Annotated in this window: 19 protein-coding genes and 1 pseudogene; 6 read left to right on the top strand and 14 right to left on the bottom strand. The window is 66.3% G+C overall.

Annotated elements, in window-relative coordinates; all coding sequences use genetic code 11:
* Positions 1 to 29: 29 nt before the first annotated feature.
* From hpaE to AC1RMG_RS17825, 3 genes are read right to left on the bottom strand one after another with little or no spacing between them, the layout of a single operon-like run.
* Complete coding sequence (hpaE, locus tag AC1RMG_RS17835) at positions 30 to 1490, bottom strand: 5-carboxymethyl-2-hydroxymuconate semialdehyde dehydrogenase (RefSeq protein ID WP_041118525.1); 1461 nt, start codon at positions 1488 to 1490, stop codon at positions 30 to 32.
* Entirely contained in the window at positions 1491 to 2291 is an 801-nt protein-coding gene (locus AC1RMG_RS17830) for a fumarylacetoacetate hydrolase family protein (RefSeq protein ID WP_493169769.1), read from the bottom strand. It lies immediately after the preceding gene.
* A gap of 9 nt (positions 2292 to 2300) precedes the next feature.
* The gene (locus AC1RMG_RS17825; RefSeq protein ID WP_236203135.1) at positions 2301 to 2960 is read right to left on the bottom strand and encodes a fumarylacetoacetate hydrolase family protein; all 660 of its coding nucleotides are present in this window, start codon (positions 2958 to 2960) and stop codon (positions 2301 to 2303) included.
* 198 nt (positions 2961 to 3158) lie between these two features.
* On the opposite strand from AC1RMG_RS17825, the gene hpaA reads away from it, so the two are divergent.
* Together hpaA and AC1RMG_RS17815 are read left to right on the top strand one after the other, a co-directional pair.
* The gene (gene hpaA, locus AC1RMG_RS17820; RefSeq protein WP_011061651.1) at positions 3159 to 4088 is read left to right on the top strand and encodes a 4-hydroxyphenylacetate catabolism regulatory protein HpaA; all 930 of its coding nucleotides are present in this window, start codon (positions 3159 to 3161) and stop codon (positions 4086 to 4088) included.
* A gap of 114 nt (positions 4089 to 4202) precedes the next feature.
* Positions 4203 to 5294 carry a DUF1176 domain-containing protein gene (locus AC1RMG_RS17815; RefSeq protein ID WP_262212021.1) on the top strand — a complete coding sequence of 364 codons (1092 nt, stop codon included), beginning with the start codon at positions 4203 to 4205 and terminating at the stop codon, positions 5292 to 5294.
* A 9-nt stretch (positions 5295 to 5303) separates the two neighbouring features.
* Here AC1RMG_RS17815 and AC1RMG_RS17810 read toward each other — a convergent pair whose 3' ends face one another.
* The 5 genes from AC1RMG_RS17810 to AC1RMG_RS17790 are packed head-to-tail and all read right to left on the bottom strand — an operon-like array spanning position 5304 to position 11280.
* Positions 5304 to 6965, bottom strand: coding sequence for a GMC family oxidoreductase (locus tag AC1RMG_RS17810; RefSeq protein WP_053158917.1), 1662 nt, complete (start codon positions 6963 to 6965; stop codon positions 5304 to 5306).
* Positions 6966 to 7000: 35 nt separating this feature from the next.
* Positions 7001 to 8311, bottom strand: a complete 1311-nt coding sequence (locus tag AC1RMG_RS17805; RefSeq protein ID WP_493169766.1) for a carbohydrate porin — start codon at positions 8309 to 8311, stop codon at positions 7001 to 7003.
* Positions 8312 to 8367: 56 nt separating this feature from the next.
* Positions 8368 to 9432, bottom strand: coding sequence for a 2,3-butanediol dehydrogenase (locus tag AC1RMG_RS17800; protein WP_092137437.1), 1065 nt, complete (start codon positions 9430 to 9432; stop codon positions 8368 to 8370).
* A complete protein-coding gene (locus tag AC1RMG_RS17795; protein WP_065364199.1) occupies positions 9432 to 10712 on the bottom strand; it encodes an MFS transporter in 1281 nt (426 codons plus the stop codon). The genes AC1RMG_RS17800 and AC1RMG_RS17795 overlap by 1 nt, the downstream gene beginning before the upstream one ends.
* Positions 10713 to 10746: 34 nt before the next feature.
* Positions 10747 to 11280, bottom strand: coding sequence for a 2,4'-dihydroxyacetophenone dioxygenase family protein (locus tag AC1RMG_RS17790; RefSeq protein WP_011061645.1), 534 nt, complete (start codon positions 11278 to 11280; stop codon positions 10747 to 10749).
* A 326-nt stretch (positions 11281 to 11606) separates the two neighbouring features.
* Between AC1RMG_RS17790 and AC1RMG_RS17785 the strand changes: the two genes are divergently transcribed.
* Positions 11607 to 12653: a helix-turn-helix domain-containing protein gene (locus tag AC1RMG_RS17785; protein ID WP_072450165.1), complete on the top strand. Its 1047-nt coding sequence runs from the start codon at positions 11607 to 11609 to the stop codon at positions 12651 to 12653.
* Positions 12654 to 12821: 168 nt separating this feature from the next.
* On the opposite strand, the gene AC1RMG_RS17780 is transcribed toward AC1RMG_RS17785, so the two are convergent.
* The 6 genes from AC1RMG_RS17780 to hpaB form a co-directional block, all read right to left on the bottom strand.
* A complete protein-coding gene (locus AC1RMG_RS17780; protein ID WP_026020252.1) occupies positions 12822 to 13943 on the bottom strand; it encodes a class II histone deacetylase in 1122 nt (373 codons plus the stop codon).
* A gap of 89 nt (positions 13944 to 14032) precedes the next feature.
* Positions 14033 to 15196 (bottom strand): MFS transporter, encoded by a 1164-nt coding sequence (locus AC1RMG_RS17775; RefSeq protein WP_493169763.1) that lies wholly within the window; start codon positions 15194 to 15196, stop codon positions 14033 to 14035.
* A 24-nt stretch (positions 15197 to 15220) separates the two neighbouring features.
* Positions 15221 to 16093 (bottom strand): transporter, encoded by an 873-nt coding sequence (locus AC1RMG_RS17770; protein WP_015635863.1) that lies wholly within the window; start codon positions 16091 to 16093, stop codon positions 15221 to 15223.
* Positions 16094 to 16228: 135 nt separating this feature from the next.
* Positions 16229 to 17206, bottom strand: coding sequence for a helix-turn-helix transcriptional regulator (locus tag AC1RMG_RS17765; RefSeq protein WP_011061640.1), 978 nt, complete (start codon positions 17204 to 17206; stop codon positions 16229 to 16231).
* 203 nt (positions 17207 to 17409) lie between these two features.
* Positions 17410 to 17922 carry a 4-hydroxyphenylacetate 3-monooxygenase, reductase component gene (hpaC, locus tag AC1RMG_RS17760; RefSeq protein ID WP_011061639.1) on the bottom strand — a complete coding sequence of 171 codons (513 nt, stop codon included), beginning with the start codon at positions 17920 to 17922 and terminating at the stop codon, positions 17410 to 17412.
* A gap of 187 nt (positions 17923 to 18109) precedes the next feature.
* Positions 18110 to 19672: a 4-hydroxyphenylacetate 3-monooxygenase, oxygenase component gene (gene hpaB / locus AC1RMG_RS17755; RefSeq protein WP_015635861.1), complete on the bottom strand. Its 1563-nt coding sequence runs from the start codon at positions 19670 to 19672 to the stop codon at positions 18110 to 18112.
* Positions 19673 to 19992: 320 nt separating this feature from the next.
* Between hpaB and AC1RMG_RS17750 the strand changes: the two are divergent.
* From AC1RMG_RS17750 to AC1RMG_RS17740, 3 genes and pseudogenes are all read left to right on the top strand, one after another.
* A pseudogene (locus AC1RMG_RS17750) lies at positions 19993 to 20820 on the top strand (MCP four helix bundle domain-containing protein); the annotation flags it as partial.
* Positions 20815 to 21678, top strand: a complete 864-nt coding sequence (locus AC1RMG_RS17745; RefSeq protein ID WP_370059506.1) for a methyl-accepting chemotaxis protein — start codon at positions 20815 to 20817, stop codon at positions 21676 to 21678. The pseudogene AC1RMG_RS17750 and the gene AC1RMG_RS17745, both read left to right, overlap by 6 nt.
* Before the next feature lie 84 nt (positions 21679 to 21762).
* Entirely contained in the window at positions 21763 to 22941 is a 1179-nt protein-coding gene (locus tag AC1RMG_RS17740; RefSeq protein ID WP_123430673.1) for a pyridoxal phosphate-dependent aminotransferase, read from the top strand.
* Positions 22942 to 23180 lie beyond the last annotated feature (239 nt).

The raw sequence follows: 23180 nt of genomic DNA, 5'->3' as shown, positions 1-23180 counted from the left end.
GTTGGGGTGATCCGGGACGGTTCTGAACCTTACACGCCCCAGCGCGGTATGTGGTGGCTGCCCATGGAGAGGCAGACGTTCTTGATCTCGGCAAAGACCTCGAAGCTGTATTCGCCGCCTTCGCGACCGGTGCCCGAACCCTTGATGCCGCCGAAGGGCTGGCGCAGGTCGCGCACGTTCTGGCTGTTGATGAACACCATGCCGGCCTCGATGCCACGGGCCAGGCGATGGGCCTTGCCGATGTCCTGGGTCCAGATGTAGGAGGCCAGGCCGTACTCGGTGTCGTTGGCCAGTTGCAGGGCCTGGGCCTCGTCCTTGAACGGGATCAGGCACACCACCGGGCCGAAGATCTCTTCCTGGGCGATGCGCATCTTGTTGTCCACGTCGGCGAACACCGTGGGCTGGATGAACTGCCCGCGGGCCAGGTGCGCCGGCAGGTTGGCCGGGCGTTCCAGGCCGCCGGCCAGCAGGGTTGCGCCTTCTTCCAGGCCGATGCGGATATAGCCGGTGACCTTGTCGTAGTGGGCCTGGGTGATCATCGAGCCGACCTGGGTCTTGGGGTCCTGCGGGTCACCGACGATCAGGCGCCTGGCCCGGGCGGCGAACTCCTTGACGAACTGCGGGTAGACGCTTTCCTGGATGAAGATCCGGCTGCCGGCGGTGCAGCGCTCGCCGTTCAGGGAAAAGATGGTGAACAGCGCGGCGTCCAGGGCCCGTTCCAGGTCGGCGTCCTCGAAGATCAGCACCGGCGACTTGCCGCCCAGTTCCATGGAGTACTTCTTCAGGCCCGCGGTCTGCATGATCTTCTTGCCGGTGGCGGTGCCGCCGGTGAAGGAAATTGCCCGCACGTCCGGGTGGCGCACTAGGGCATCGCCGGCGGTGGCACCGTAGCCCTGGACGATGTTCAGCACCCCGGCGGGAATCCCGGCTTCCACCGCCAGCCGGCCCAGCTCATTGGCGGTCAGCGGCGACAGTTCGCTCATCTTCAGCACCGCGGTATTGCCCAGGGCCAGGCACGGCGCGGTCTTCCAGGTGGCGGTCATGAACGGCACGTTCCATGGCGACACCAGGGCGCAGACGCCCACCGGCTGGTACAGGGTGTAGTTGAGCATCTGGTCGTCCACCGGATAGCTGTGGCCATCCATGCGGGTGCAGACCTCGGCGAAGAAATCGAAGTTGTGAGAGGCCCGGGGAATCAGCACGTTGCGGGTCTGGTGGATCGGCAGGCCGGTATCCAGGGTTTCCAGCTCCGCCAGGTGCGGCACGTTCTCTTCGATCAGCGCACCCAGGCGGCGCATCAGCCGGGCGCGTTCCTTGGCCGGGGTATTGGCCCATTTCGGAAAGGCGTCCTTGGCCGCCGCTACCGCCTGGGCGATTTCCTCGGCGCCGCCGCTGGCCACCTCGCCAATGGCTTCACCGGTGGCGGGGTTGTAGTTGGTGAACACTTCGCGGCTTTCGACTTCGCGGCCGTTGATCCAGTGCTTGATCATTTATGCGTGCTCCTTGGCCACGGCAGTGGGCTCCGGGTGGGCGTGATGGGTGAAGAAGTCGCTTTCGCTGACGATGCGGTTGACCAGCCGGCCGATGCCTTCGATTTCCACCACCACCTCATCGCCGGGCACCACGTCGGACAGGCCTTCGGGGGTGCCGGTGGCGATCATGTCCCCCGGTTGCAGGGTCATGAAGCCGGACAGGTATTCGATCAGGTAGGGGATGTCGAAGATCATGTCGGCGGTGCTGCCTTGCTGGCGCAACTCGCCGTTGACCCAGGTGCGCAGGGTCAGGTTGTTGGGTTCGGGTACCTGGGCCGCGTCGATGATCCACGGGCCTACCGGGGTGGTGGCATCGCGGTTCTTCACCCGCAGGTTGGGCCGGTAGTAGTTCTCCAGGTAGTCGCGGATCGCATAGTCGTTGCACAGGGTGTAGCCGGCCAGGTAGTCCAGGGCATCCTCGCGCTTGACGTTGCGCGCGGTCTTGCCGATCACCGCCACCAGCTCGCACTCGTAGTGCATGTAGGCGACGTTGTCCGGGCGCCAGGTCACCTGTTTGTGGCCGGTGTAGGTGCCGGGAGACTTGATGAACACCAGCGGTTCGGTGGGCGGCTTGAAGGCCAGCTCGGCGGCGTGGTCGGCATAGTTCAGGCCCAGGGCGAACATGGTCCCGGTGGCCGGCGGCAGCCACTGCACCTGGTCTTCGGCCAGGACCCGGCCGTCTTCCAGTTGCAGGGTGTTGGGGCCGGTGACCAGGGCCTGGTGGACCTGGCCCTGATAACGAATGCGTGCATGTTTCATGTCGGTTCCTTATTCGGCCACGATGGTGTTGGCGAGGCGGCCCAGGCCGCTGATCTGCACTTCGACCCGATCGTCGGGGCGTACATCGACCCGGCCTTCCGGAGTGCCGGTGATCAGCACGTCACCGGGGTGCAGGGTCATGAACTCGCTGATCTCGGCAATCAGCTGGGGAATGCTGCGCACCAGGTTGGCGGTGCTGTTGTGCTGCACCCGCTCGCCGTTGACCCACAGCTCCAGGCTCAGGGCATGGGGGTCGGGAACCTCGGCGGCCGGTACCAGTTCCGGGCCCAGGGCGCAGAAGCCGTCCCGGCACTTGGCCTTGACCGCGGGGCGGTAGTAGCTGTCTTCCGGCAGGCTGAATTCGTTGACGATGGTGTAGCCGGCCACGTGTTCCAGGGCGTCTTCCAGGCGCACCCGGCTGGCGCGCTTGCCGATCACCACGCCCAGGGCCGGGCCGGGCTGCAGGCGCTCCACACCTTGGGGAAACACCACCGGCGCCTCATGGCTGTTGCGGGTGTTGGGGGTCTTGATGAACAGCACCGGCTTCACCGGCGGCTTCTGGTAGGGCGGCTGGGTGAAGCTCTGCAGATGGCTCTGCAGCAACCCCTGGTAGTTCAGCGCAACGCCGAACAGGGTGCCGCCGGCGTGATCGTTCAGTGCACGGCTCATCGGGCTCTCCTGGTGTCCGTACCCGTAGCGGCTTGCCGCTGGTGGGTCGATTTCGTTAATGTGTTAACGTTATATTTAATATGTTAACGATCGTCAAGCGATGGACTGCCCGCTTCCATCCCGCAGTGGCGGGCAAGCCGCGAATCACGCAGGATGCGCAGGGTCCGCGTGGATCAAAATAAAAAACAGAAGGGCGCCATGAACCCACGCCAACCGATTCCCAACATCAACATCGGCCAGGTCTACGACCAGCGTTACGCCGATGCCCAGGTGCACTACGACAAGCTCAGCAACCTGGCCGGCTTCTTCGGTCGCAACATGCCGGTGCATCGCCACGACCGTTTCTTCCAGGTGCATTACGTGCAGAGCGGTGCGGTGCGGGTCTACCTCGACGATCAGCAGTATCTGGAGTCGGGGCCGATGTTCTTCCTGACCCCGCCGACCATTCCCCACGCCTTCGTCACCGAGGCCGACAGCGAAGGCCATGTGCTGACCGTGCGCCAGCAACTGGTGTGGGAGTTGATCGGCGCCGACCCGGCACTGGCCCCGGCGCCCCAGGTGCCGCCGGTGTGCGTGGCCCTGGCGCGCCTGGGGCCGCAGTTCGCCGGCGAAGTACGACGCCTGGAGGGCCTGTTCCATGAATTGCAGCGGGAGATTGCCGGGCAGGGCCCGGGGCGCGAGCCGGCGCTGGAAGCCCTGACTCGGCTGCTGATGATCAGCCTGCTGCGGTTGTCGGCCAACTCCCTGACGGCGCGCCCGGCACGCCATGAAGACCTGCAGATCTTCCACCGCTTCAACGAGCTGATCGAGGCCCGCTACCTGGAGCACTGGCCCCTGGGCCGCTACGCCAGCAGCCTGGGAGTGACCGAGGCGCGCCTCAATGATGTCTGCCGGCGCATCGCCGACCTGCCGTCCAAGCGCCTGGTGCATGAACGGGTGATGCAGGAGTCCAAGCGCCTGCTGCTGTTCACCGGCAGCTCGATCAACGAAATCTGCTACCAGCTGGGCTTCAAGGACCCGGCCTATTTCAGCCGGTTTTTCCAGCGTTACGCCAAGACCGCGCCGGGGGAATACCGCTTGCGCCAGGGGCAGGCGCCTGCCCCTGGCGCAAATGCGCCGGGTGCCTGATCCCTGGGGCAGGGCTGATGCCATGGAGCCGCGCCCAGGCAACTGACCCTGGCGGTATTCGCCGCCTGGCGGGCGTGGCAGAATCCGCGCCTTTGCCCGACAAGGAGCGTCGTCATGCTGCGTACCGTTGTGTTGCCCCTGCTGGTGTTTGGCGCCTTGCCGTGCCTGGCCCGGGAGCTGCCGGAGCTGACGCCGCTGTGGTTGCAACAGGAGGGCTGGATCGGCGCGTGCGACAACCGCCGCGACTGCCAACTGCTCTACGCGCCGAACATCGATTTTGCCGAACGGGTCAACCACCTGACCCTGAAAATCCGCAGCCAGGCCGGCCCCGAAGGCCTGTTGCAACTGCAACTGGAGCACCAGGGCGCGCCATTGGAACTCGGTGCATTGCGCCTGGATGGCCAGCCGCTGGAGCCCGGCTTGCTGGCGGCGCTGGTCCAGGAAGTGGAAGCCCCCGACAGCACCCGTGAACAACAGTACTACCGGGTTGATGACCAGCCCCTAGCCCGGCAATGGCTGGCGCGCCTGCGCACCGCGCAGGTGCTGGAACTGCCGGGAGAGGAGCCGGCCCAGGTGCTGCTCAAGGGGCTGCCGGACTTGCTGCAACGGGTGGACCAGGTGCAGCAGCGCCTGGGCACGGTCAGCGCCCTGGCGGCACCCGGCGAACAGCCGGCCAGCGCGGTGCCCGGGTTGCAGCCGGCCGCGGCATTGCGCCCCTATCCCGGGGTGAAGCCCCTCGGCGCCCGAGAGCGCACCGGGCTGCTGGCGGCGGTGCGCAAAACCTTGCCGCCGGCAAAGACCGAAGATGCCGACGACTACGTCATGCCACCGAGGATCGAGGTCTATCCCCTGACCGCGCAGCAGGCGCTGGTCTTCGAGTTCTCCGATTGCGGTGCCTACATCTGCCTGTTCGATATCAGCAGCCGCTCGCGCACGGCGCCCTATGCGCTGCAGCCCCTGCAGATGCAGGCGTTGCCGGCCGGCAGCGTCGACCATGCCGGGGGCCTCAACTATTACCCCGAGACCGGCGAGCTCAGCAGTTTCCTCATGGGCCGCGGGATAGGCGACTGCGGTGAAATGGCCAGTTGGCACTTCGATGGCCAGGCCTTCCAGCTCACCGATTATCGGCGCATGCCCACCTGCAGCGGCCTGGGCTACGAAGACTGGCCGGTGCTCTGGAGTGCCGATGCACCCAAGCGCCCCTGAGCCCCGGCATCAGGTGCAAGCTTCGCCTTGAAGCACGTTGCTCGGTTGCGCCGGTGCCGTGCCCAGCAACAGGTCTGCGGCCTTTTCGCCGATCATGATTGCCGCCGCATTGGTGTTGCCGGTGATCAGGCTCGGCATGATCGAGGCGTCCGCCACCCGCAGCCCCTGGAGGCCGTGGACCCGCAACTGGTCGTCCACCACCGCCAGTTCGTCGTGGCCCATCTTGCAGCTGCCCACCGGGTGAAACACCGTGCCCAGGTGCTGGCGGATCCATTGCTCGATCTGCTCCTGGCTCTGCACCTGCGGGCCGGGCACCAGTTCGCCCTTGAGGCGTTGGGAGAAGGCCCGGGTCGCTGCCAGCTGGCGCACCAGGCGCAAGCCGGCCACCAGCTTGCGCAGGTCTTCGGGGTGGCTGAGGAAGTTGGCGTCGATCAGCGGCTTGTCGTGCGGGTCGGCGGAATTCAGGCGCACCCGGCCGCGGCTCTGCGGGTGCATCACCGCCACATGCAGGCTGATGCCGTGGCCCACGGGGATCAGGCGCTGGGGCTGGTTCTTCAGGGCCGGGGCGACGATCAGCCCCAGTTCCGGCACCGGGTCCTCGGGCGCAAGGCGCAGGAAGGCTCCGGACTCGACGGTATTGGAGGTCAGCGGGCCCTGGCGCCGGGTCAGGTACTGCCAGGGTGAGCGGGCCAGGGGCAGCAGGCCCTTGGCGGAAATGCCGTAGCCCAGTTCGGGGTCGCTGCGGTACATCAGCACGATGTCCTGGTGATCCTGCAGGTTGAGCCCGACCCCTGGCAGCGGGTGGCGGGAAACGATCCCGTGGCGCGCAAGCTCCTCGGCCGGGCCGATGCCGGACAGCAACAGCAGTTGCGGCGAGTTGATCGCCCCGGCGCACAGGATCACTTCCCGGCGTGCCTGCAGTTGCCAGACCCGGCCGTCCTGGCTGATTTCCACACCGCTGGCACGAGTGCCTTGCAGCAACACCCGGTGGGTCAGGGTGCTGCTCAGTACCGTCAGGTTCTGCCGGTGCAGGATCGGGTGCAGGAAGGCCCGTGCCGCGCTGCAGCGCTCGCCGTTGATCTGGGTGACATGGAAGGGCCCGAAGCCTTCCTGCTCCGGGCCATTGAAGTCCGGGTTGTAGCTCCAGCCCAGCTCGGTGGCGGCCTGGTAGAACACCTGATTGACCGGGCTCGGGCTGCGCTGCTCGGCGACGTTGAGCTCGCCGTGCTGGCCGTGCCACGGCGAGGTGCCGGGTTCGAAATGCTCCGAGCGCTTGAAGTAGGGCAGCAGTTCGTCATGGCTCCAGCCCTGGTTGCCGGCGGCGGCCCAGCGGTCGAAGTCCAGGCGATGGCCGCGGATATAGATCATGCCGTTGATCGCGCTGGAGCCGCCCCAGACCCGGCCCCGGGGGCAGGGGATCGGCACGTCGCCACTGCTGGCCTGTGGGCTGAACTGGTGCATCCAGTTCCAGCGCGGGTTGGCGATCAGGCGGATGATCCCCGCCGGAGTGCGCACATAGGCGGCGGGCAGCAAGGTGCGGTCACTGGGCCCGGCTTCGATCAGGCACACCTGGACCTTGGGATCGGCGGACAGTCGGTTGGCCAGCACGCAACCGGCGGAACCGGCGCCCACCACGATGTAGTCGAAGGTCTGCGTGGTTGTTTCACTCATCGGAGGTACCTCGTTGGCAGTCACAGAAATCCATCTCAGAGCCCCAGCAGCGAGCCGACGTCGAGAGTCACTTGCAGGCCGACGACAAAGCCGTTGCCGCTCAGCTCGCGGGCTTCGGGGTTGTAGAAGTTGTCCGGGTTGACCAGGTACTGGATGCTGGGCTCCAGGGCCAGTTGCCGGGTCAGGGCGATATGGGCGTTGGCTTCCAGTGCGTAGACATTGCGTTCGCCCAGGCGCGGGTCGCCGCCGTTGGCGATGCGGGCCTGCTGCTGGAAGCGCAGCTGGTGGTCGTTGAGGCGCAGGTAGCTGGCCTTGAGGTTGAGCTTGTCCTGGGGCCGGTCGAAGGGCGCGAGGTAGGTCAGCCCGGCCTCGGCGAACTGGCTGAAGGGCTGCTTGTCATCGGCCGCCGCCGACAGCGAACCGAACAGCAGCAGGGCCTGGGGCGCACTGCCGGTACCGGCGTCGGCACGCCACAGTGCCTGCTGGAACTTGAAGAAGGCACCGCCGGTGCCGAAGTCCATGGCCCCGGTCAGCGGGTCCACCTGCTTGGAGGTGTTGTAGTAGCCGTTGAGCTCGTAGTGGGAGCTGTAGGCATCGCGGTTCTGGCTGCCGATGCCCAGCAGCAGGCTGGTGCCGCTTGCGTCGTCGGTACTGAAATCCAGGCCCTTGCGCTCCTTCAGGTAGTCCACCGGGTTGGACTCGAAGGCGCCGCCATGCACGTACCACTGGGGCGTCAGCTGGTATTTCAGGTAGCCGCCCCAGCTGCCGTAGGGCGGCGGCAGGATGCCGGTGGAAGAGTCGATGATCGGGTCGTTGCAGGTCACCGTGCTTTCGCAGTTGTAGATATAGAAGTAGCGCCGGGCGTTGGTCCGCCCCAGGCTCAGGTCGACCCGGCCGTCGAGCCAGGTCTGCTGGTAGGTCAGCAGGCTCAACTGGTTGCTGGTGAGGTCGTTGTGGATCGGCGCGCCGCCGAAGTAGCTGCCGGCGGCGCCCTGCCAGTTGCGCGAGGTGGGCACGCCGGTCTCGTGGTCGAGGATGAACAGCGTCTGCTCGAAGTGCAGGGCTGCGCCGTCGAGGCCGGCGAAGGTCCCCAGATCGATATCGGCACCGACGAACAGGTCGCCGCTGTTGCCGAAACTGTGGGGCCGGGGGCCCGTGTCCAGGTTCTTCATGGCCAGGCTGAGGAACTGCACATGGGGCGTGATGCCACGGTCGGCCAGGTAGTCCCCCAGGTCGGACAGCGGGCCGGTACGCGGCGTGGGCGGCGTGGGCGGCGTCTGGGCAAGGCAATCAAGGGGCAGCAGCAAGGCGGCCAGCAGCGGGCACAGCGCATAGGTTGCATTCATGTCGGGTACTCGATTCTTGTTGTTTTTGTCTTGAGTGTCGGTTGCACATCGTTTGTTCAGGCATCGGCCAGGGCCGGGGTCGGGTTGACCAGCACCTTGATCTGGCTCTTGTCTTGCAACAGCGCCTGGAAGCCTTGCTCCACCGCCTGTTCCAGGGCCAGGCAGCGGGTGACCGCCCGGCTCAGGTCCAGGCGCCCGCTGGCCAGCAGCTGGATCAGTTCGGGGTAGACGTGGCGGTAGCCGACGCTGCCGAGCAGGCGCAACTCGTTGTTCACCAGGTGGAAGGCATCGAACTGCACGTCGCCCATCAAGCCCACCAGCACCGCTTCGCCGCCCTTGCGCAGGCAGTGCAGGGCATGGCTCAGGGTCTGCTGGCTACCGGCGGCCTCAAAGGCGCTGTCGATACCACCGGCGCTCAGCTGCCGCAGGCGTGCCTGCAGTTGCGGGTCGGCGCCGTCCAGGGCCTCAGAGGCGCCGAACTCCAGGGCCAGGCGCCGGCGCTCGGGGTCCAGGTCCACGGCGTAGATCCGTTCCACCCCTCGCAACCGTGCCAGTAGCACCAGCAGCAGGCCGATGGGCCCCAGGCCGAACACCGCGCAACTGTCGCCGGCCATCAGGCTGCTCTGGTTCAAGGCGTGGTAGGCCACCGCTGCCGGCTCCAGCACGGCCGCCTGCTTGAAGCTGACGCTGTCCGGCAGCAGGTGCAGCATGTAGGCCGGTACCACCGCCTGTTCGGCAAAGCCGCCGTCGCCCATCAGGCCGATAAAGCCCATGGATTCACAGAGGTTGTACTGGCCCATCTGGCAGTACGAGCACTCGCCGCAGCGGTATTCGGGTTCCACCGCCACCCGCTGGCCCAATAGCCGCGCATCCACGCCCGGGCCCAGGGCTACTACCTGGCCGCAGAACTCGTGGCCCAGGGTCAGCGGCGCCCGGCAACCGGACAGCGGGTGAGCCACCTGCTGAGGTATGGAGTGAGGGCCGTCGGCGTACTCATGCAGGTCGCTGCCGCAGATGCCGCAGTAGGCGACTTGCAGCAGCACCTCGCCGGGGCCGGGCTGGCGCGGTTCCAACTGAGTCAGGCGCAGGTCGCGGGCGGCATGCCATTGCAGTGCTTTGATCATGGGTTTCCTCCCAGGCTCGGGCTGGGTGCAGGGTGGGGGCCGGGGTGCCGGCGTTGTTGGCGGGCCAGTACCGCGGGGGCGGTTTCCTTGAGGAACAGGGCCAGCACGGCGGCCAGCAATGCGCCGCCGCAGGACATCCACATGACGATCGACAGGCCGAAGCGGTCGGCGGCGAAGCCGGCAATGGTCGGAGCGATGAAGCCGCCCACCAGCTCGCCGATGCCCATGATCATGCCCAGGGCCGTGGCCATGACTTCGCGGGGCACGGTTTCCGCGGGGATGGTGGCCATGAACAGGGTGAAGCAGCCCAGGCCGGTGTAGGTCAGCAGCATCAGCACCCCGAGCATCCAGGGCGACGAGGCGTAGAGCAGGGCGATGGGACAGCAAGCGGCAATCAGCGAGAACAGCACCAGGGTCGGGCGCCGGCCGAGGCGGTCGGAGATTGCCGGCACGCCGAAGCCCCAGAGCACCCAGGCGCCTCCCAGGCAGCTCATCACCGTGCCCATGCTGGCCGGGCTGTAGTCGCGAACCTTGACCAGGAAGGTCGGGGTGAAGGAAATCAGGATGATGAACCAGGTCAGGAACACGCAGCTGATGAGGGTGCAGAGCACGATGTTGCGGCTCTTGAGCAGGGCCAGGCGATGGCTGCCACCCGGGCTGGACGGGGTGTGCGCTCGCGGTTCGTGTCGCGGTGGGTCGGGCTGCACGTAGCGCCAGATCAGCAGGGCGATCAGTAGCCCGGGAATCAGCGAAATGATGAAGGCGTGGCGCCAGCCGTAGGCTTCGGCCAGGGCGATCAGCACCGGCGGGCCGATCACCGCGCCCAACAGGCCCGCCGCCGACCCTTGCAGCAGGCCCATGTTCAGGCCCCGGCGATGGGGCGAGGAGGCTTCCACCATCAGCGATTGGGAGAGCGGCAGGATCGGCCCCTCGGCCAGCCCCATGATGGCGCGGAACAGCAAAAGGCTGAGAAAGCCGGTGACCAGCCCGGACAGCGCCGAGCACAGGGAAAACAGGATCACCGCGACGATCAGCAACGGCTTGCGCACGCCCCGGCGGTCCGACCAGGCACCCACCAGGGCCCCGGACACCGCCCAGGCCAGGGCCAGGATCGACGACAGCATGCCCAGGTGGCTGTTGCTCAGTTGCAACTCGTCAGCCATGAAGGGGAACAGGAAGGACAGCGCCAGACGATCGAAAAAGACGAAACCGAAGGTCAGGAACAGCACCCCCAGCAAGGTGTTCTCGTAACCGGCCTTGTTGTTTTTATAAGCCATGGTGGTTCTCCGAAGGAGGCGTGGGCAGCGCCGGTCAGCGGAACAGGGTGTCGATATGGGCGGCGCCCAGGCCGATCTTTTCGTAGTGGGCGCGGCACATGGCGATGTAGGAGTGCACGTCGAAGTAGCCGTCGGGCTCGCCCTGTTCGTCGAGCCAGATCAGCGGGCCCTTGACGATGAAGAACACCCGCATCGGCTGCTCATGTTCATAGGCCACCAGGGTGTGGCCTTCGCCCGGGGTCTCGTAGACGAAGTCCCCGGCGGTGGCGGTCCACTCGTGCTCCAGGTAGCCCCATTTGCCGGACAGGGTGTAGGCGAAGACTTCGTGGGGGTGGTAGTGGCGGTTCACCAGCCCGGCGCTGCGGGCCAGGAGAATGTCGCACCAGCGGTTTTCGCTGGGGGAGATCCACAGTGGCCGTGAGGACACGGTCTCGGTGAAGGGCACGTACAGGCTCAGGTCGTCGCTGGCGGCGTCGGGCAGGTAGACCTCCGGCTTGGCGTCGGGCTTGAAGCAGTTGGCGATCGGTTGCAGGTCTTTCCAGAATTCACGGTGGGCGGCTTCGGGCATGGTGGGCCTCGGTTGTTGTTATGGGAGGAGCCTGGGCAGCCGGGCAGGGCGGCCATGGGGGTACGGCGCAGACTTTAGGTCGGGAGCGGGGCAAGGGTTTGCACGGATCGGACTGGTTGTTTGTCTGTTTCGGACGGCTTTTTTCCTACGGCCGATAGAGAGCCGATGACGCGCTCAAAGCGACCGGGTCCCACTGCGTTTCAAGTTGACAGGCTATATAGTTCAGATGTTAATGAATGGCCGCAGCCCGCAGTGCCTGCGGCCCCAGGTGTCCGGACACTGCCTTGCCGTCCGGGGAACATCCCGCCGCCATGAGAAGAACAACAATGTCTCCATGCGCCTTGCTCGAAACCCGGCATGCCAGCACCCAGGCCGTCGACCTGGACCAACGCCTGGCCTTCTGGGAGGACTACAACGCCAGCACCCTGGTGGGGCTCAAGTGCAACTCCTACGCCGAGGGCGGTTTCGCCGCCAGCCAGGACAACCTGCAATTGAGCGCCATGCGTCTGGCCCGCATCGTCGGCAACGAACACGTGGTGGAGCGCGACACCTCGATGATCCGCGGCGTGCCCAAGGAGTCGATCTTCGTGTCCCTGGTCACCGGCAGCGGTTCGTTCTTCTACCAGGATGGCGCCTGCCAGGTGCTGGAGCCGGGGGAGCTGGTGGTCTACCGCACCGACAAGCCCTACCTGTTCGGCTTTTCCGGGGCCATGCGCCAGTTCATCTTCGATATTCCCCAGCAGCAGTTCGCCGAGCGCTGCCTGAAGCGCTTCGACCGGCCTTTGCGGATCAGCGTCGAAAGCGGGGTCCAGCGCCTGTTGTTGCGCACTCTGGGCGAACGTACCCGGGGCTTTTTCCAGCAGCCCCTGTGCGCCGAGGCCGAGGCTTATCAGGAGCAGGCCTTCGAGCTTCTGGCCAGCATCATTGCCGGGCATGTGGGGGAACGGCCAATCAACGCCCTGAGCGCCTCCTACCTGCTGGCGGCCAAGCAGTGCATCCATGAACAGCTGGCCGACCCGACCCTGAGCTGCGAGCGGGTGGCGGCCCAGACCGGCATTTCCACCCGGCACCTGGCCCGGCTGTTCGCTCTGGAAGAAACGCTACCCAGTCGCTTCATCCTGGAAAAACGCCTGCAACAGGCCCGTCAACTGCTGTGCAGCAGCCAGGGAGCGGGCCTGGATATCAGCGAGATCGCCTACCGGCACGGCTTTGCCAGCCAGGCGCATTTTGCCCGGGCCTTCAAGAGCCGCTTCCAGCAAACCCCCAGTGAGGCACGCGCCCTTGGGGTAGCCGCAACCCTGGCAAGCCCGGCAGCCGAAAGCGTCGGTCAAGCCTGTGGCGACAATCTCCGGGGCCTGGAGCAAGGCAACTGACCCGCCCGGGCCACACTGTTGCAGCAAGTAGCCCAGGGGAGCGGGGGAAGAATGGCCGGTTGGGCAGGGCGGCGTTCCGCTGGCTGGAGCCCGGGCTCCGGGGAACGCCGTTGGTGGATGCCGCCGCTCGGGTGGCGGGGCTTGCCCGTTCCGGCGCCAGAGCGGGGGTCAGCGCCCGGCAGCCTCCATGGCTTGGGCTTGAAGGTCGAGCAACTGGCGTTGAAAGGTCACGAATGGCTCCTTGGGCTGTTGCAGGCGTACGAACTCCAGCATCGGGTCGGCGACGGCGGTGCGGATTCCCGACAGCGCCTCCAGGGTGGCCAGGCCGCAAAACGGTACGTAGGCCTCGGAGTAGCCGCCTTCATGCACCAGCACCAGGCGCCCTCGGCACAGGCGCTCGGCAGCATCCTTCAGGCACTGGGTCATCTCGCGGAACGAGTCACTGTGCAGCAGCATCCGCGCCAGGGGGTCCACGGCGTTGGCGTCATAGCCACAGGCGACAATGATCAGTTCCGGCTCGAAGCGCTCCAGGGCCGGTATCACGATGCGCTGCATGGCGTACAGGTAGGCGTCGTGGCCACTGCCCGGCAGCAGCGGGATATTGATGTTGCAGCCCAGGCCGGCGCCGCGCCCGCGGTCCTGTTCACCGCCATAGCCCGGAGGGAAGCAACCGTCCTGGTGCAGGGACAGGGTCAGCACGTCGGCCCGCTCCTCGAAGATCGACTGGGTGCCGTTGCCGTGGTGCACGTCCCAGTCGATGACCGCTACCTTGCCCAGTCCATGACGGGCCTTGGCGGCCTCGATGGCGATGGCGATGTTGGCCAGGAAACAGAAGCCCATGGCCTGGTCGCGGGTGCAGTGGTGTCCCGGTGGACGGGACAGGGAATAGGCGTTATCGGCTTCGCCGCTGAGCACAGCGTCTACGGCGGCCATGGCCAGCCCGGCGGACAGCTGGGCGATTTCATAGCTGCCCGGGCCCACCGGCGCCTCGTCGCCGAGGTGACCGCCACCGGCGTCGCTCAAGGCCTTGAAACGCTGCAGGTAGGCAGCACTGTGGACCCGCAGCAGGTCGTCTTCGGTGGCCGCTGCGGCGCTGCGCAGGTGCAACTGTCGGGTCAGGCCGGAGACATCCATCAGGCTTTTCAAACGGCGTTTGGTTTCCGGTGATTCGGCGTGCCCGGCGGCGGCTGGCGGCTGTACCCAGCCACCCACCGGCAGGGTCAGGACGTGGGGGCCGCCGCTGTGCCACAGGCTGAGTTCGTCGAAGAAAAACGCGCTTTTACAGGTCATGGTGATATCCATTTTTCAGGGTGGAATTTACAACGCGACAGCGGCTGGCCCAGGCCCTCGGTGCCAGGGGCACCAGGGCACCGAGAGCGTTAGCGTGCAGGCCGGCAACTGAGTACCAGGGCCATGGACAGCAGGGTGATTGCGGCGCCCGCCAGCAGCAGCCCGCGGAAGCCGCCGCTGCCTTCGATCAGCCGCCCGGCGATGGTCGGGCCTATGGCCAGGCCGGCGCTGATCACCAGGTTGGAGGCGTTCATCAGGCGGCCGCTGCGGTCCATTTCGGCCATGCGCGCGAGGATCAGCGGCAGGATGAAGGTCCAGGTGAACTTGAACACCAGCGCCGCCAGGGCAAAGCGCGCCAGTTGCGGCTGGCCCAGAAGCAGCAGCACCGAGCCGGCCATCAGGCCGTAGCCCAGCAGGAGCAGGGCGCTACGGGGCAGGCGATCGCCGAATAGGGTGGCGCACAGGGCGCCAGCAATGCCCATCAGGGTGGCGATGGCCAGCACGTCGCCGCTGGTCTGTGCCGAAAGGCCGGACTGGCCACCGATGGCGCCGATGAAGGTCCAGACCCCGCTGAGGCTGATGTAGAAGGTCAGGATGCCGAGAATCCCCAGGGTGGCCTTGGCCCTGGAAACCGGCGGGGCCTTGGCTTCATGGCTGGCGGACTTCGCCGCGCCCGCTGGAAAGCTGCGAGCCAGGGGCAGGCACAGCAGCATCAGCAGCGCCATGATCAGGTAGCAGGCACCCAGGCCGAAGCGTTCGAAGAGCATGGGCAGCAGGCTCAGGCCGATGGCCCCCAGCACCAGCTGGCCCATCACCCAGAAGCCGTAGGCGCGACTGGGGTTGGGGCTGGCGGCGGCGCTGGCCAGGCAGATGATCATCAGCGAGCCGCCGGCCAGGGCACTGCACGAGCGTGCGATCAGCAGCAGCGAATAGTCGTTGGCGAGCATCGACAGCAGGTTGGCGAGAATGAACAGCAGGGCGCTGCACAGCGCCGCGCGGCGCCAGTCGATGTGTTTCAGCCACCAGATGGCGGGCAGGGTGGCCAGGCTCATGGCCCCCAGCTCGGCGGAAAACAGGTCGCCGATCTGGGAGGGGCTCAGTTGCCACTGGCTGGCCAGTTGCGCGGCAATGGCCGGGGCCGTCAGCAGCACCGCGGGGGTGATGGCGGCGAACAGCACGATGGCCGCCTGGAGCCCGAGGGGTTGGTGGGTGATCGGCGGGTTCTGGCTCAAGGCGGGGTTCTGGGTGTTCATGGACAGGCTCCTAAGGCAAGGGGGTCAGAACACATGGACCAGGCGCAGCAGGGCGTCGGTGCCGGCAAAGCCGTTCTGGGTGGCGACGTTCTGCGACAGGCCGAACATCAGCTGGTTCTGCTTGTCCAGCCAGTGGCCGAGCTCGAACCCGACCTGGGTGTAGCGCTTGTGGGTGTCGTCGATGCGCCGGTCGTTGATCCGCAGTTCGCCGCCATCGGCGTGGATCAGGCGCAGGGCACCATAGGTGGCGGGGGTGAAGTCGTAAGAGGCGAAGGCCTGCAGGCGGTAGAGCGGGTCCTGCTTGAGGTCGCTGCCGAAGTAGTCGTCGTTGGTGCCATAGAGCTGGGCTTCCAGGTTGGCCTCCAGCACCCACTTTTCCCCCAGGCCCTGGGTGTAGTTGTAGACAAAGGTCGCGCCCCAGCGGTTGGCCCCGGGGGAGACGTCGGGGTTGCGCCCGTGGTACTCGCCCACGGGCAGCGTGATCAGGGTCAGCAGGCCGCTGTAGGTGCGGGTTTGCGGCTGGTTGATGAAGAACAGCGTGCCGCCCACCTGGGGGTCGCCAAAGCCGCTTTCGCCGGTGTGGCGTTCGGCGCCGGGCAGGCGCGCGTCGATATCGGCGAAGGGCACGATGAACTGCGGGGTACAGAGGGTGCCGCACAGGTCGCTGAAGAACACTTGGCGGTAGGCCATGGCATTGACTCGCAGCTCGGCCTTGCCCGTGCTGTCGGCCGGGCCGTGGAAATCACCGGCGCGGGTGGCGGGCAGGTACAGCACGCCCAGGCTGGTGCCCGCTGGGGCGGCGAAGAAGTCCCGGGCATTGAGGTCGGCGGCGTTCAGTGAAAGGCTGGCCAGGGTAGCTGTCAGGGCCAGGGTGATGCGGGGCACGGGCGTGGTCATGGGCGGTGCGTCTCTTGTTGGAGTTGTTGTTCGGCGAACGGCTCGCCGGCACACGGCAGGGGCTGGAAAAAGGGCAAAGGCTGCCCGTGGCCGTCACATTCGACGGCACTGGTCAAGGGTGGTCAGGGGGCGGAATCAGCCGGGAGGGGCATGCAGCAACTGGGCGATGCGGGCCTTGTCCTTGACCCCGAGCTTGCTGTAGATGGCCCGAATGTGATGGCGCACGGTGTTGGGCGACATGCCCAGGTCCCGGGCCACTTCCTTGTAGGTCTTGCCTTCGCCGAAGCACTGGGCGACGGCATTTTCCCGTGGGCTGAGCCGGGGCAGCAGGTTGCGGCTGCGGGCCGCCAGGAGGCAGAGGTCGCCTACCGCCGAGGATTCCACCTGCAGGGACTTGCCTTCGAAGCCGCCGGGGTCTAGCGCCATGGGCAGTTGCGGGCCGCTCCACTGCGGCCATTCATGCAGCAGCAGGTCGACGAAGCCGCGTTCGGCGCATTGCAGCACGCCGCGCTGGTCGCACACGGCCAGGGCCAGGTTGCGCGGGCCGGTGAGCTTCTCGCGCATGGCCACCAGGGTGCGGATCTGGTTGGCCGACACTGCGGCCACCAGGTGCAGCATCAGGTTGTTCAGCAGGTGGCAGTCGCCCTGGTTGAAGCGCGGCGCTCCCGGGGCGCGGTACAGCGCCAGGTGATTGTTCAGGTGGGTGTGGGGGTCGATGTGCACCACGCACAGCAGTTCGCCGATGTTGTACTGGCGGCCCAGCCAGTTGAGGCCGGGGCCGTTGTCCGGATCGGCCATGTCGACGATCACCGCCCGGCCCGGCACCTCGTGGACCCGGCTCACCGTGACATCGATGTGGCGGATCGATTGCCAGTCCGGCAGGTAGCTCGGTGGCAGGCGGTACAGGTAGCAGCTGTGTTCATCCGGCAGGCCATCCACCAGTGCGGCACGGCCCCACCAGGCGCTGTCGAAGGGCAGGAGCCTGCTGATGCGCGCCAGTGCATGCTGGTGCAGGTTTTCGATGTCCCTGTTCTGCGCCAGTTGCTGCAGTTCAAGGGTCAGTTCGCTGAAGGCCTGCAACAGGCTGGCCGGGGCACGCTCGGGGTGGTTCATGGGTCTGTACCTCTGTGCGACGTTGTTATTGTTTTCGTCACGGAAGGGGTTTGGGACCGGTACGTCAGGGGACGTGGGCAGGGCCTGGTTCGAGTATCGATGGCTTGGAAGAGCCGCGCCATCCTACAGATGCAGGAGGTGGCCCTTGGCCCGGATGCCGGCGGGCATCCAGGCGCGGGAAATGACGGCCAGGAGGGAAGGGTTCAGGCCGCCCGGCAAGGGTGGGCCAGGCGATGGAAGCAACGGCTGAAGTACACCAGTGAGTCGCCGTGCTCCAGCACGCCGATTTCATCCAGTTCCACCAGCATTACCGAGTGCGTGCCGATTTCCTGGACCTCGGTGATGCGCCCCTGCAGGCTGGCCAGGGCGCCCTCCAGCACCGGCAGGGCCTGCAGGCCATCGCGCCAGGGGTGCAGGCCGAAGCGCTGGTCCATGGCCACGCCGGTCATGCCGGCAAAGTGCCGGGCCACTTCTTCGTGTTCGCCGCTGAGGACGTTGACGCACAACCGCCCGTTGCCCTTGAACACCGGGTTCAGGGCGCTGTTGCGGTTGACGCAGACCATCAGGGTCGGCGGGCTGTCGGTGACCGAGCAGACCGCCGTGGCGGTGATGCCGCAGCGGCCGGCGGGGCCGTTGCTGGTGATGACGTTGACCGCTGCGGTCATGTGCGCCATGGCGTTGCGAAAGGCGAGTTGCTTGGGATCGAGTACAGACATGACGAATTCCTCGTGGACGCAGGGCAGCCGGGTGTCTGGCTGCCAACGCGGGGCTGACGGCGGACTTGGCCTGTAGGAGCCGGCTTGCCGGCGAAGCGGGCCTGGAGGCTTGTGGTGCTCTGGCGGGCGTCTTCGCTGGCAAGCCAGCTCCTACACAAGCCAGCTCCTACACACGCTGGCTTCGTGGCTATTGGCGGATGCGGTCCAGCATGTTGATGTCATCCGGGTTGCTCAGGTGCGGCACGGTCCAGCCGTCGAGGTCGTAGTCCCCCAGGCACTTGTCCACCAGGTCGGTCATGGCTTTCATCGAGCCGCTGGCCTGGGCGTGGCGCAGGCACTGCATGCGGATCTCGTCCTGGCTGCCGGCGTAGTTGATCTCGTACAACTCGTGGCGGCCGCCGAATTCGGTGCCGATGGCGTCCCACAGCAGCTTGAGGATCTTGATCCGCTCCTCGTGGCCCATGCCCCCGGAGCCCCGGCAGTAGGTGCCGAGGTACTGGTTGAGGACCGGGTCCTTGAGGTCGCGGGAGCCGGAGGGCAGGTAGATCAGGCCGCTGGCCACCACCTGCTCGATGATCTTCTTGATGTCGGTGTAGGCCTGGGGCGCCAGCACCCGGTAAGCCTGCAGCGCCTGGGTGCTGGGCAGGTAGACACCGTTCATCCATTCACTGGCGTTGCCATGCATGGCGTCGGTCAGGGACCAGAACAGGTTGCGCCAGGCCACCACTTCGCCAACCTGCGCCTGGACCCCGCGAAACTCCAGGGAACCGGTGCATTGCAGGGCCTTGACCAGCAGGCCAGTGATGAAATCCAGCTTGACCGCCAGCCGGGTGCAGCCCTGCATCGGGAACAGGCGGCCGAACCCGCCCTGGGGGAACCATTGGCGGCAGCGCTCGAAATCGCGGTAGATCAGCACGTTTTCCCAGGGGATGAACACCTTGTCCATGATCAGGATCGCGTCGTTCTCGTCGAAGCGGCTGGACAGCGGGTAGTCGAAGGGCGAGCCGGTCATGCCGGCCTGCAGTTCATAGGAAGGGCGGCAGATCAGCTTCATGCCCCGTGTGTTCATCGGCGCGATGAACATCAGGGCGAAATCGGTGTTGTCCCCCAGCAACTGGGCCGATCCCTGGCCGACGAAGTTGTAGTGGGTCAGGGCCGAGTTGGTGGCCACCACCTTGGCGCCGCTGACGATGATCCCGCCCTCGACTTCCTCGTCCACCGAGATGAACACGTCCTTGACCTGATCCACCGGTTTGTCGCGGTCGATGGGTGGGTTGACGATGGCGTGGTTGAGGTAGAGGCAGGCTTCCTGGATGCGCTTGTACCAGGTGCGGGCGTTGTCTGCGAAGCGCCCGTAGAACTCCGGGTTGGCCCCCAGGGCGCTGCCGAAGGCGGCCTTGTAGTCGGGGCTGCGGCCCATCCAGCCATAGGTCAGGCGCGACCAGTCGGCGATGGCGTCGCGCTGCTGGCGCAGTTCATCGGGGCTTTTCGCCGAACGGAAGAACTTGTGGGTGTAGCCGCCGTTGCCGGTGTCGGTGTCCCAGCACAGTTGCTCCTTGGTGGCCGGGTCGTGCAGGGCGTCGTACAGGCGGGCCATGGAGGCCGCGGAGTTGCGGAAGGCCGGGTGGGTGGTGACGTCCTTGACCCGGTCGCCATAGATGTAGATTTCACGGTCGTCGCGCAGGCTGGCCAGGTATTCGGCACCGGTCAGCGGGCGGTCGGTTGCGGCACGAAAGTCTTCAGGTTTCATATCCAGTCTCAGCGTTGTTTTTATTGACTGGGGCCATGATGGGCAGCCGCGGGAATGGACTAAATGGCTTTTCCGGCGAATGAATTGCACTTTTCATAGGGAGGCGGGTGGCCGGAGCCAGGGTCGAAAACGGTGGCTGAGGGGCGATGCTGTAGCGCTTTATCGATTCACTTCGCGTTGTGTTGTATCAGCAGTGATACACCGGTCACATTCAGAAATATTTTTAACAATCAGCCATATGAAAGCTCAAGTTCGGCCGATATCTCTGACAGGCCCGCGGACTTCCAACAGCGCGGCGCCCCACGTCGGCACAGCCCCTGATGCGCCGACGGCTCAACGGCATGGATGCCCGTCGCCCGTTCTCCCTCGAGAGTCGTCCTATGTCCTTGCGTAACCTGAATATCGCCCCTCGTGCTTTCCTCGGTTTTGCCTTCATTGCCTTGCTGGTCGTGGTGCTGGGGGTGTTTGCGGTCAATCGCATGGCGGTGATCCGCGAAGCCTCGGTGGACATGGAAAGCAACCAGCTGCCCAGTGTCGGCTTTCTCGGCAACCTCACCGAGAACGTGCTGCGCCTGCGGATTCTTTCCTTCCGTGTGCTGGTGAACCGCGAGCCGGCAGGCCTGGCAGAAGCCCAGACGCGCATCGGCGTGCTGGTGGACAACGCCAGGAAGGCCCAGGCCAGCTATGCGGCCTTGCCGGCGGGGCCGCAGGAGGCGGCGCTGTACAAGACCTTCGCTACGACCCTGGACAACTACCTGCAGGCGCAGAACGAGATGCTCGAACTGTCGCGCCAGAACAAGCTGGATGAAATGCGCAGCCTGATCAATTCGCGGATCAAGGAAGGCACAGACCAGATGGGCGAGCAGTTGAACCAACTGATCGCGATCAATGCCGCCGATGCCAGGAGCGCTTCCAAGGCTGCCGGCGAGCACTACAGCAGCGCCATCGCCGGGATTGTGGCGGTGGCTGTGCTTGCCGCGCTGCTGACCATTGTTTTGGCGTTGTTGCTCACCCGCAGCATCGTTACCCCCCTGAACAGGGCCCTGAATGCCGCGCAGGTGATCGCCGGCGGCAACCTGCGCCAGGCCATCGAGGTCGATGGCAAGGACGAGCCGGCGCGGCTGTTGCAGGCCCTGGCCGAGATGCAGGCCAGCCTGCGCCGCACCATCGAGCAGATCGCCGGCTCGGCGACCCAGCTGGCCTCGGCCTCGGAAGAACTCAGCGCGGTCACTGAAGAGGCTTCCCGCGGCTTGCAGCAGCAGAACAACGAGATCGAACAGGCGGCCACCGCGGTCAACGAAATGACCGCCGCGGTGGAGGAGGTGGCGCGCAACGCGGTGTCCACTTCCGAGGCTTCCCGGCAGTCGACCCAGGCCGCTCGCGAAGGTCGCGACCGGGTGGTGGAAACCGTGGACGCGATCCAGACCATGACCCACGACGTGCAGAGCACCTCGGTGATGATCGAAGGCCTGGCGACCCAGGGCCGGGATATCGGCAAGGTGCTGGACGTGATCCGGGCCATCGCTGAGCAGACCAACCTGCTGGCCCTCAACGCGGCCATCGAGGCGGCCCGTGCCGGCGAGGCCGGGCGCGGCTTTGCGGTGGTGGCCGACGAGGTGCGGGCCCTGGCCCATCGCACCGCCCAGTCGACCCAGGAAATCGAGAAGATGGTGGCCGGCATCCAGAACGGCACGGGCGACGCGGTGGAGTCGATGCAGCAGAGCAACCAGCGTACCCAGAGCACCCTGGAACTGGCCCGCGCCGCGGGTGTGGCCCTGGAGCAGATTGCCGAATCCATCAACCAGATCAACGAGCGCAACCTGGTGATCGCCAGCGCCTCGGAAGAGCAGGCGCAGGTGTCCCGCGAGGTGGACCGCAACCTGGTGAACATCCGCGACCTGGCCACCCAGTCGGCGGCCGGGGCCAACCAGACCAGCGCCGCCAGTCATGAGCTGTCGCGCCTGGCGGTGGACCTGAACGCTCTGGTGGCGCGTTTTGTGATCTAAGCGTCCAACGGCGCTGGCGCTCGCTCGACGAGTGCCGCGCCAGCACCTAGGGTTCTGGCTGAAGCATCTTTCATGGAGAAAGCGATGCGCTATTCAGCCCTGACCCAACGGATTGCCGGAGAAGGTTCCGCCGCCTGGGATATCCATTACCGAGCTTTGGCCTTGCGCGAGCAGGGGCGCGATGTGCTGTTGCTGACCATCGGCGATCCGGATTTCGACACCCCCCGGCCGGTGGTCCAGGCGGCCATCGACAGCCTGCTGGCCGGTGACACCCACTATTCGGATGTGCGCGGCAACCTGGCGTTGCGCAGTTGCATCGCCCGTTGCCACCACCAGCGCACCGGGCAGATCGTCGATGCCGAGCACGTGGTGGTGCTGCCGGGGGCGCAGTGTGCGGTGTTCTCCGTGGCCCAGTGCCTGCTGGGCCCTGGGGACGAGGTGCTGGTGGCCGAGCCCATGTACGTCACCTACGAAGGGGTGTTCGGTGCCTGTGGCGCCACCGTGGTGCCGGTGCCGGTACGGGCCGAACAGGGCTTTCGCCTGGACCCGCAGGAAGTGGCGGCGCGCATCAGCCCGCGGACCCGGGCCATGCTCATCAACAGCCCCAACAACCCCTCCGGGGCCAGCCTGTCCCTTGATGACTGGCAGGTCCTGGCGCGGTTGTGCATGGAGCATGACCTGTGGCTGGTTTCCGACGAGGTCTACGGCGACCTGCTGTACGAAGGCCAGCACCTGAGCCCGGGCGGTCTGCCGCGAATGGGCGGGCGCACCGCCACCATCAACAGCCTGTCCAAGTCCCATGCCATGAGCGGCTGGCGGGTGGGCTGGGTGATCGCTCCGCCGGTGCTGGCCGGGCACCTGAGCAATCTGGCCCTGTGCATGCTCTACGGCCTGCCGGACTTCATCCAGAATGCGGCAGTGGTGGCGCTGACCCGCGAACTGCCGGAACTGCCACGGATGCGCGAGGAGTACCGCCAGCGCCGCGACCTGGTGTGCACGCTGCTCGGGCAGTGCCCGGGCTTGCGGCCAGTGCTGCCCGATGGCGGCATGTTCGTCATGGTCGACGTACGCCGCACCGGGCTGGGCGCCCAGGCGTTCGCCGAGCGACTGCTGGAGGGTTATGGGGTTTCGGTGCTGGCGGGCGAAGCCTTCGGCCCCAGCGTGGTCGGGCACATTCGCATTGCCCTGGTGCTGGACCGCGAACGGCTGGCCGAAGCCTGCCGCCGCATCGCCCAGTGCACCGCGCAACTCCTGGCCCTGTAGGAGCCGGCTTGCCGGCGAAGAGGTCCCAGAGCCTTGCATAGCCCTTGCCGACGCCTTCGCTGGCAAGTCAGCTCCTACGGTGCAACGCAACACCGAGCGTACCTTGCGTAGGAGCCGGCTTGCCGGCGAAGAGGCCCTTGAGTCTTCCATCGCCCTTGCCAACGCCTTCGCTGGCAAGTCAGCTCCTACGGTGCAACGCAACACCGAGCGTACCTTGCGTAGGAGCCGGCTTGCCGGCG

Source organism: Pseudomonas sp. GW822-FHT04H02 (genome assembly GCF_058800645.1).
This window is presented reverse-complemented; position numbering and strand designations above follow the sequence as displayed.